This is a genomic window from Christensenella sp. KGMB01412, from assembly GCF_055522415.1.
The window spans coordinates 90035-99322 of sequence record NZ_JBVFVW010000008.1 but is presented as its reverse complement, the minus strand read 5'-3'; the positions used below and the strand labels follow the sequence as shown (position 1 = coordinate 99322).

The following is a 9288-nucleotide window of genomic DNA, read 5'->3' as shown; positions in this document are numbered from 1 at the left end:
CATTTTCCTAATCTTGACCTTAGTTTCGCAAACTATTTGTTTTCCGCTTTCACAACCTGGCCGCTCAAAAACGACCGTGTTGCCAAAAGCGCAATCTTTGTCGCCTCTATCGCATCGTCTATCGTCAGCTCCGGCATGCGTTTTTGTTCAATACAATCAAAAAAAACTTTTTTCTCAAGAAGGAACGCTTCCCGAAAGCGCTCGACAAAGGTGGGCTCGCACTCCACGAGGCAGCCCCTCCCTTCCAATAATTCCACCCGATTGGCGCGTGGAATATTCGCAATCCTCAAAATTCCTTTTGTTCCCCATATTTCGGTTTCCGTATGATATCCGTGCGGCGTAATTCTTCCTGTATGCAAATAACAGGTTTCGCCGTTTTTAAACTTCATCAGGGCATAAGCGCTGTCCGCATCATGATACTGTTTTGCCTCTGGATAAAGGTAACAATCACCGACTGCATACACCGATTCCAGGCCGCAACCAAAAATCCAGCGCGCGAGATCTATATCGTGCACGCAGCAATCAAAATACGGCCCTCCGCTCGTAGGCGAATACCGCAGCCAGCTTCCAGCAAATTCTTCTTTGTCACAGCTAGAGCATTTCATCAGGTATGGCCTGCCGATAATGCCTTCCTTAATTTTTTCCTTTGCATCCAGATAGGACGGATCAAACCGCCTCTGGAACCCTACCATAAAGATAAGGTTCCTGCAGCGTGAAAGAGTCGTTTTTACCCGGCTGCACTCCTCAATCGTAATTCCAAGAGGCTTCTCAACAAATACGTGTTTTCCATGTTCCAACGCCTTGACTGCCTGCTCGCAGTGCATATCGGAGCTCGAAACAATGCAGACCGCTTCCATTTCAGGATCATTAAGAAACTCGTCATAATCTGTGTATATTTTGACTCCGTCAAATATATGATCAGTTTTTTTATCAGGATCTTTCCTGCAAATTGCGTATAACTCTGAATTCGGAATCGAAAATGCAATGTCTTCAGCATGGATCGTTCCCAGCCTGCCGAATCCCACGACGCCTGTCTTAATACGTCTCAAAGCAGTTTCTCCTTTCCCTGCCGCCCTGTACCTTCTGTATTTAAAATTTCTTCCAGAAGCACCGGTCTGTTTTGCTTTGCCGATTTATTGGCGGCCATTGCAGCTGCAAGTGAATATAATCCGTCCTGCGCAGAAGTCGGCGTATCGAAATTATGGACGACCGCCTCCACAAATTGCCGCATCTCTTCCTCATACGCGCGCTTGTATCGTTCCAAAAAGAAATAATAGGGTTTTTCCATATGGAATCCGTCACAGTCGCTGACCGTTACGTTTGTTTCCCTCTCATTTTCAGCGGCTGCAGCGCCCTTTGTTCCAAAAACCTCGATCCGCTGGTCATACCCGTACGCACAGTCCCTGCTGTTATCGATCACGCCAATCACGCCGTTTTCAAATTTCAGCGTCGTAATCGCAGGCTCATAATCATCCAGTTCTTCCCCGTCAGCACTTCGCATAGACACCACGTTCGCATAAACCTCCATGATTTTTCCACCCGCCAGAAAGGCAGCCATGTCAAAATCATGGACCGTCGTGTCAATGAAAAGCCCGCCGCATTTTCGGGCATACTCCCCGCTTGGCATTTCCGGATCACGCGAGGTGATCCGGATCATTTTCAGCCTGCCAAGCTCGCCGCTGAGCGCCATGCTTTTGATCTTTTGGAAATTTGGATCGAATCGCCTGTTAAAGGCTACCATCATCTTTACACCTGATTTTTCCACCGCTTCCATTGTCTCAACAATCCGGCCGATCGATACATCCACAGGCTTTTCGCAAAAAATATGTTTTCCGGCCTTTGCCGCCTCAATCGAAATCTCCGAATGGGTATCGCCATTGGAACAGACAAGCACTGCATCAATGCCCGGATTGTCCAAAACCTTACGATAGTCTGAAAAATACTGCTCCGCCCCATACGTTTGCGCCGCTTCGGCAGCTGCTTCCTCCGATACATCGCATACAGCTGCCAGCCTTGCATCCGGTATCCGGCTCACAACCGTTTCCGCGTGCATTTTCCCTATCCTGCCGCATCCGATCAAACCAATATTCAGCATTTCTATCTTCCTCCGGTCATCTATTCCAATCTTTCAGGCTTTCTTTGCCGCCAGCTTATTTTTGCTCACGTCGATAATGACAGCCGCAATGATCAAAACACCTTTCAGGATATTTTTGTAGTACGCGGAAACGCCCAGCATCGTAAGCCCCGCCTCGATGCAACCTACGATCAGTGCGCCAATGATACATCCGGGGATCGATCCCACGCCTCCGGAAAGGCTGGTTCCTCCGACGACTGCCGCGATAATCGCGTCAAATTCGTAATTGAGCCCTACGGAAGGGTTGCCCGCCGCGGTACGGGAGGTAATCAACACTGCCGAAATACCTGTCAGAAATGCTGAAATCGTATATACTGCAAGCTTTACTCTCTTTGCATTTACGCCGCAAAGCCGCGAGGCTTCTTCGTTTCCGCCAATCGCAAATACCTTCCTGCCAAATACGGTTTTACTGAGTACCAAAAACATAATGATTCCCAAAACCACATAGATCACAACGGGAATCGGTATCACGCCGCCAATGGTTCCCTGTCCGATCTCCTTGAACGCATTATCAAAACCAGTCACCGTAAATCCTCCTGTTACAAGGTTTGCTGCGCCACGCAGGATCAGTTGCATTCCAAGCGTCATGATAAACGGCGGTATCCCCGTTGCCGATATCACAAAACCGTTGATCAGTCCGCAGGCCGTTGCTACTGCAATGCCAAGTACTACCGCTGTCGCTGTACTGCCTTTTTCTGCAAAAACGGCAATCACCATACAGGAAAATGCAAGCATAGATCCTGCGGAAAGATCGATTCCTCCGGTAATCATTACCATAACCATCCCATAAGCAATGATACCTGTGGTTGCTACCTGCCGGATGATGTTCATAAAATTATTCACCGACAGAAAATTGGGCGCTAAAATACTGAGCAGTATAATGATCCCGATCAGGATCAGCAACGTCCCCATCTTTGAGGTAACGCCGCTCATTTTTTCTTTTAAAGTCCTTCCGGCTGCGATATTATTCATTTTCCCATAGCCTCCTTTTTGTCCTCGATAATCTCGTCTGTTATTTTTTGGGCTGCATAGTGCATAATTGTTTCCTGTGTGAAATCCGAATCCTTAACGAGCTCTGCGGAAAGACGCCCGTTTGAAAGCACCAGTACCCGGGTGCTTACACCAAGTATTTCCGGCATTTCAGATGAGATCATAATGATCGCTTTTCCGCTTTTTGCAAGATCGCATATAATTTTGTGGATCTCATATTTTGCCCCTACGTCGATTCCCCTTGTCGGTTCGTCAATAATCAGGATGTCCGGATTCCTGTGTAACCACCTTCCAAGTAGAACCTTTTGCTGGTTTCCCCCGGAAAGCGATGCCACAGGCGTGTCGTTACTAGGCGTTTTCACATTCATATTCCTGACCTGTTCAGTGCTTGCCCTGCCGATTTTGTCTCTTGACAAAAACAAGCCGTTCTTAAATTCGCTCAGGCTGGGGATCGACATATTATCCGCGACAGACATATTCAGGAACAGCCCTGTCCTTTTTCTATCCTCAGTTAGCATTGCCATTCCATTCTCTATCGACTGTGCCGGATCGTTTGGCCTCATTTTTTTGCCTTTCACATAGACTTCGCCCGAATCTGGCTTTGTGATCCCAAAAATTGCAGAAACAAGCTCGGAGCGTCCCGCCCCCATCATTCCTGCGATCCCGAGGATCTCGCCCGCCCGTACGTCAAACGAGATGTCTTTAAATTCTCTTTGCCTGGACAGGTGCTTCACAGAAAGGAGTACTTCTCCCAACTGCGCCTCATATTCCGGATACATCTGCGTCATTTCCCTTCCTACCATATAGGAAATAAGCTTATCCTCCGTTGTATGCGCCACCGATACCCTTGATTCAATGAGCTCGCCGTCGCGCAGCACGGTCGCCACATCCGCAATGCGGAATATTTCATCCATTTTATGCGTAATATAGATAATCGATTTTCCGTCGTCTTTTAATTTCTTAATGATATTGAATAAAAGCTCAGTCTCTTTATCCGTAATAGCGGATGTCGGCTCGTCCATAATAATAAGATCCGCCTTCAGTGAAACCGCCCTTGCGATTTCAACCATTTGGATGTACGATGTCGTGCAAGACCTGATCTTCTTTTTGGGATCAACATCCATTCCGATATACCGGAACAATTCGATCGTTTCCTGGTTCAATTTTTTTTCGTCTACAAAAATTCCTTTTTTCGGTTCTCTGTTCAGGAATATGTTTTCGGCGATCGTCATATCAGGAAACGATGCCAGCTCCTGGTGAATCATTGCAATGCCGCTCTCCAATGATTTTTCGATCGTAGCCTCGTTACGTGTACGTTTCTCACCCTTAAAAACCACTTCCCCCTTATCCTGCGGATAAATGTTCATCAGTATCTTCATCAGGGTTGACTTTCCCGCTCCGTTTTCCCCCAGCAGGGAATGCACCTCGCCCTTTTTGACTTTAAGCGATACGTCGTTGAGCGCCAAAACTCCTGGAAACTGCTTTGTGATATGATTCATTTCCAATAAATATTCTTCATTGTTGTCATTCATATTGCCACCTGTTTCTTGAGATATCTTTCGGCTGTGCCTTCTGAAAAATAATTTCTCTGTATTGCAGGGCGTCCCGCCTTTTTGGGGCAGGACGCCTGCCACAATTTTTACAGAAGACAGATAGTAATTGTTATCCGGTCACCTTTCAGCTGGTTATTCCAGAGGTTCCCCAAAAATGATCTCCCAGAATTTACTAAGGTTCTCCTCTGTAACAATCTCTGGCTCTACCTGAAGCCATTCTGGCTCCCCTTCGCCGGTATATTTTCCATTGATGCAGTCAAGGCAGGCCTCAACAGCCATTTTGCCTTGTTCTGTAGGCTGGAATACTGTTGCAGTAAGCGTCCCGTTCTTAATCTCTTCTAGTCCTGCCTCATTTCCGTCAATCCCAAAAACTTTGATTTCATCTGTTTTTCCGGCTGCCTGAATCGCAAGCGCCGCCCCTACAGCCATTTCGTCGTTATTCGCTACGACCGCATCAATATGTGTGCCCGACTGTAACCAGTTTTCGCACGCTGTCATTCCCTTGTCCCTTTGCCATTCACCGGTTTCCTCAAACACGATATTGATGTCTGGGTGCTCGTCAAATACTTCATGGTTTGCGCTTGTCCTTTGTTGCTGATCTTCCGTACCAAGCGTCCCCACCAGGAGCGCTACGTCAAGCTTGTCTCCCAGGGTGTCTACTACATACTGAGCCTGCATTTTACCAACCTTTGCAGAGTCGACGGAAACCTTTACCCAGGCTGACTTCAATTCCCTTGCGACGGACACGATCGGTATGTTATATTTATCCGTAATCGCACGGTACTCCTGTCCATCCCCGCTTGTGTCTACCGGAACGACAATGACTGCATCCGCGCCATTAGAGCATACCGTTTCAAGCTGCGTGAGCTGGTTGCCCGTATCGTTAAGGCCGTCATACATGGTCAGGTTGATACCATTCGCGTCACAATACTCTTTTGCACTGTTGAACACATAGTTTTCATAAGTATCGTTTGCCGAGTTGATCAGATAAGCGATTTCAATTCCATCGCCTGCTGGCTTGGCTTCCCCTGAAGCCTCAGATGAGCTTTCCCCCGCCGTTGATGCCTCTGTCGCCGGTTCACTTGCCGCAGAGCATGCTACAAGGGCAAACACCATCAATAACGCCATAACACATACCAGTACTTTTTTCACTTTCTTTTCCTCCTAATTTATTTTTTATTTCATTTAATGTAAGCCTACATTAAAAGCATAGATTCATATTTCGATCTATTTTTACGATATTTTACCTTTTTTCATTTTTTCCGCACATTTTAGCCAATACAAACACAAGGCAAGGTAAAACGTATAAAAATGATGATTGTTTTTATGTGGTCAGAGTAGAAATATAACTTGAATTCTTTAAATTCCTTTGGGCTCGCCGAGGAGCGGTGGGACGCCGCTCCTCACCCATAAGCATATGGAGTAACTGTTGATATTGGTTTAGGGTTTGACTCCCGTCGATCTGTTAGAACACCTCGCATCCCGGCGTTCCGCACGAAATCAGGTGGTCAGACGGATAACAGGTCAATATCTCACAGGAATCCTTGGTTACGTGGATAAGCTCTTCTATCCTTGCCGAACCGGAGTTGTCTTCTGCCTTACACCAGGTTTCCAGCGCAAACACCATGTCTTCCTTGATCTCCTGCGGATGGTCGATAGAGAACCGCCTTGAAATAATGGGTTTTTCCCACTGGGCTATCCCCACGCCATGCCCGTACTGCTGGAGGAACGCTTCGTCCTCGTTGCGGTAGCCAAATTCCTCCGCTTTTGGGAACGCTTTTGCAATATCCGCAGTCGTCACACCCGGCTTTACCACGTTCATTGCGTCCCGCAGCCACTTTGATGCTTGTTCGTAAGCGTCGATTTGTGCCTGTGTAGGTTTGCCACAAACATAGGTGCGATAATAGCAGGTACGGTATCCAAGGAATGCAACGGTGGGATCGCAGTAAACCATATCCCCTGTTTGTACGATCCGGTCTGTTGCACAATGTGAATGTGGGATACCGCGGGGCCCTGTCACCGTCTGGATAAGCAGTATCGTTTCCATTCCCATGTCAAGTACTTCCTTGGAAGCTATCGATACGATCTCGTTTTCCTTAATACCCGGGCGGATCGCACGGACAACCTTGTCATGTGCCGATTCCGCGATCGCACAGCATTGCATAATGAGCTCGACTTCTTCCTTGGTCTTGATCGCACGTGCATCAACGATCGCCTGCTGTCCGTCAACGACCTCAATTCCTTCATCTTCGAGCGCCCTGATCATCGTGATCTCTGCAAAGTCCACGCCAAGTGGCTTTTTCTCTACGCCCATTTCGATCAATCTTTCCTTGATTTGCTTTGCAAACACTTTGTGAAGGCCTGTAAACGGCTCCAGAGCACCACGTAAAAGCGTGATCGGCGGGGCGATCCTGTCCTCGAGCCACGGACAGGTAATGCGCTTTGCCGGAGTTGCCAGGTCGTACAGGAAGGGCTTTCCTTCCACCGGAAGCAGGCAGTATTCATTTAAATATTCACGCATCCCGTAAGGTAAATACGCCGAAGAAATATACCTGCAGTTATCACCGTCAAAACACAGAAGTGCCCCCAGTCCTTTTTCCTTAAGCTGTGCCTGCGCCTTTTTGACGCGGTCGGAGCGAAGCTTTGCAAAATCCACGCCCAGTTCGTAATCCTTTGCCATCGTCCCATAACGGGAACGCCTGTATGGTCTGTCGTATTTCATAATAGAATCTCCTCTTTTTTCGTTATCTTCTGTTTGTTTTAAGCCATATCGGCCTTATTTTTCTACTTTTTTATCGTACGCTTTTCCCGCAGAATATCCGCCGTCAATGTTCAAATACTGGCCGGTCACGTACCCGGCGTCGGGACCGACGAAAAAATTCACAGCTCCTGCAATATCAGCCGGTGTGGAAAGCGTACCCATTGGGATCGCATCCAGTGAATCATCCAGGTTCTTGCCAACCAACGGATTACCCTGATCGAGAAACAACCTTGTTGGAATTGTCATTGGGTTCACCGTATTTACCGTAATCCCATCATGGCAGGTTTCCATTGCAAGACACCTCGTAAGGCTGACAACACCGCCTTTGGATGCGCCATAAACTGCATGTCTTGTCCATCCGAGCACACCTGCTTCAGAAGCGATGTTAACGATCCTGCCAAATTCATTTTTTCTCATCTCAGGGATTGCAGCTCTGCACATCATCCATACTGCACGCAGGTTGATATCCATGATGAAGTCCCAGTTTTCCAGCGGTTCCTCTTCAATCGGAAGCCTTGATGATACACCTGCACAGTTTACGAGAATATCAATTCTACCATATTTTTCAACCGCAAAATCAATTACTCCTTTACAGTTTTCCCACTTGGTGATGTCTCCCTGAAATCCAATGGCATTACCACCCGCTTCCTTGATTGCAGCAACCGTTTCGTCCGCTTCACGTAGGTCACAGCAAATAACATTTGCTCCTTCCATACCCAGCCTCAGCGCGATTCCCTGGCCGATACTCTCCGGTCTTGCAGCACCGGTTACAACTGCCACCTTGCCTTCTAATGTCATAATTATGTCCCTCCTTTGGTAAAATTAATGATTATGGTGTTAGAATTTAACATCATTTGTTGCTTTTCTATCTGTTTTGTAACGATTGATTATACTAATACCCTGCTCCGCTTTTCGCGCGCAGCCCTATCTGCTTTGCAGGAGGTCTATCTCTGCGATTTGCTTTCTGTATTCCGATGGCGACGTCCCATACAGTTTTTTAAAGTGCATACTGAAATGCTGTAATGTTGGGTAACCGCACTGAAACGCTACTTCTGATATGCTGAGCGTTGTGTTTTCCAAAAGATTTTTGCCCCGTTCTGCCCGTATTCCCATCACAGTATCCATAACCGACTTTCCCGTGCACTGTTTGAAAAGGTGCATCAGGTGGTTAGGGCTGAGATGAATGTGCTGGGCAATATCCTTGGGTGTAATTGGATTCAAAATGTTTTCATAGATGTAGGTCATCGCCCCGTAAATGTGCTCGTTGCTTTTATTTGTAATTCCTTCGTACTGTTTTTTGATATTTTTGTATAATTTGATGAATAGCCCTACTGCTTCAAATTTTACAGTTTCTTCCCAATCGGCTTCTTTTTCGTTGATTTCCCTGATGATGCGGGTGATATTATCGGCTATCGTGCTGTCGTCGAGAACTTTGATAAATCCTTTGCCACCATAGCACTTATCCTTTAAAAGGTTAAACTCTTCTTCAATAAAAGGCCCGCAGCCAAGTCCGGGAATAATTGCGTCTTTGTTGATCTGGATACAGACACATAACGCGTTGGCATCTTTTTCCAGATATATCCTGTGTGGAATGCCCTGCTCGAGAATCAGGCATTCCGGCTTTTTTACCATTACTGCATTGCTTTCCTTTTGTGCCCACGCATGGAATCTTCCATCTATGCAGCAAATGATTTCAATAGCATTATGGGAATGCGGTTTTTCCATCTTCCATCCTGCCTGAATGTCCCGGAAATAGTAATTATATATCAGCCTTCCGATTGCAACATCCTTAATACTTTGATACAATCTGTCAAACCGTTTCATCCCACATTCCCCCTTCTGCTATTTGC

Annotated in this window: 8 protein-coding genes; all 8 read right to left on the bottom strand. The window is 46.8% G+C overall.

The window, feature by feature from the left end:
- Nucleotides 1-32 precede the first annotated feature (32 nt).
- A complete protein-coding gene (locus tag ACS5WU_RS11830; RefSeq protein ID WP_302762367.1) occupies nucleotides 33-1049 on the bottom strand; it encodes a Gfo/Idh/MocA family oxidoreductase in 1017 nt (338 codons plus the stop codon).
- Nucleotides 1046-2095, bottom strand: a complete 1050-nt coding sequence (gene iolG / locus ACS5WU_RS11825) for an inositol 2-dehydrogenase (protein WP_302762369.1) — start codon at nucleotides 2093-2095, stop codon at nucleotides 1046-1048. The genes ACS5WU_RS11830 and iolG overlap by 4 nt, the downstream gene beginning before the upstream one ends.
- A gap of 33 nt (nucleotides 2096-2128) precedes the next feature.
- Complete coding sequence (locus ACS5WU_RS11820; protein WP_046443719.1) at nucleotides 2129-3106, bottom strand: ABC transporter permease; 978 nt, start codon at nucleotides 3104-3106, stop codon at nucleotides 2129-2131.
- Complete coding sequence (locus ACS5WU_RS11815) at nucleotides 3103-4656, bottom strand: sugar ABC transporter ATP-binding protein (protein WP_302761282.1); 1554 nt, start codon at nucleotides 4654-4656, stop codon at nucleotides 3103-3105. The genes ACS5WU_RS11820 and ACS5WU_RS11815 overlap by 4 nt, the downstream gene beginning before the upstream one ends.
- 153 nt (nucleotides 4657-4809) lie before the next feature.
- Complete coding sequence (locus ACS5WU_RS11810; RefSeq protein ID WP_302761284.1) at nucleotides 4810-5829, bottom strand: substrate-binding domain-containing protein; 1020 nt, start codon at nucleotides 5827-5829, stop codon at nucleotides 4810-4812.
- Between the two features lie 313 nt (nucleotides 5830-6142).
- Nucleotides 6143-7399 carry a M24 family metallopeptidase gene (locus ACS5WU_RS11805; RefSeq protein WP_046443722.1) on the bottom strand — a complete coding sequence of 419 codons (1257 nt, stop codon included), beginning with the start codon at nucleotides 7397-7399 and terminating at the stop codon, nucleotides 6143-6145.
- Between the two features lie 54 nt (nucleotides 7400-7453).
- Nucleotides 7454-8236: an SDR family NAD(P)-dependent oxidoreductase gene (locus ACS5WU_RS11800; RefSeq protein WP_046443723.1), complete on the bottom strand. Its 783-nt coding sequence runs from the start codon at nucleotides 8234-8236 to the stop codon at nucleotides 7454-7456.
- Between the two features lie 126 nt (nucleotides 8237-8362).
- Nucleotides 8363-9262, bottom strand: a complete 900-nt coding sequence (locus ACS5WU_RS11795) for a helix-turn-helix domain-containing protein (protein WP_302761288.1) — start codon at nucleotides 9260-9262, stop codon at nucleotides 8363-8365.
- Nucleotides 9263-9288: the final 26 nt, after the last annotated feature.

Bases quoted from the DNA above. Each gene is read 5' to 3' on its own strand.
- ACS5WU_RS11800 (WP_046443723.1), bottom strand. From the start codon at position 8,236: ATGACATTAGAAGGCAAGGTGGCAGTTGTAACCGGTGCTGCAAGACCG.
- iolG (WP_302762369.1), bottom strand. From the start codon at position 2,095: ATGCTGAATATTGGTTTGATCGGATGCGGCAGGATAGGGAAAATGCAC.
- ACS5WU_RS11795 (WP_302761288.1), bottom strand. From the start codon at position 9,262: ATGAAACGGTTTGACAGATTGTATCAAAGTATTAAGGATGTTGCAATC.
- ACS5WU_RS11815 (WP_302761282.1), bottom strand. From the start codon at position 4,656: ATGAATGACAACAATGAAGAATATTTATTGGAAATGAATCATATCACA.
- ACS5WU_RS11805 (WP_046443722.1), bottom strand. From the start codon at position 7,399: ATGAAATACGACAGACCATACAGGCGTTCCCGTTATGGGACGATGGCA.
- ACS5WU_RS11820 (WP_046443719.1), bottom strand. From the start codon at position 3,106: ATGAATAATATCGCAGCCGGAAGGACTTTAAAAGAAAAAATGAGCGGC.